The following is a 380-nucleotide window of genomic DNA, read 5'->3' as shown; positions in this document are numbered from 1 at the left end:
CCGGCGATCGCGCCGGAGAACGCGTCCATCGCGGCAGCGAATCGCGCGAACGTTCTGACGGGCGAACGAGTCGTGACGCCGGCGGGCTCGTGCATGATGCTCTCCATGAAAGATGGGCGGTGGTGATTGGCGATGGCTAATTGCGATTGGCGGTGGCCGCTCAGGCGCCCGCTGGCACCTGGTCGAGGAAGCCGGTCACGGACTGAAGGCGCCCGTGCGCGTCGACCGTGCCGAAGTCGGAGCCCTTGACGATCGCATCGCCGGCGGGCGTCACGAGTTCCCACGAAAAGCGCAGGCGATTGCCGAAGCCGTCGACGTCGGTCGAGCGGCGAAACGTGTGACCGGCAAAGCGCTGCTGCACGGCCTGGATCATCGCGTCG

1 pseudogene is annotated in these 380 nt (G+C 67.4%); it reads right to left on the bottom strand.

The annotated features are described in order from the left end of the window. Window positions 1-160: 160 nt before the first annotated feature. Window positions 161-380 (bottom strand): annotated as a pseudogene (locus SB822_RS55310) (nuclear transport factor 2 family protein); the annotation flags it as partial.

Source organism: Paraburkholderia sp. SIMBA_054 (assembly GCF_046534875.1).
In the GTDB taxonomy this organism is placed as follows: Bacteria; Pseudomonadota; Gammaproteobacteria; order Burkholderiales; family Burkholderiaceae; genus Paraburkholderia; species Paraburkholderia hospita.
This window is presented reverse-complemented; position numbering and strand designations above follow the sequence as displayed.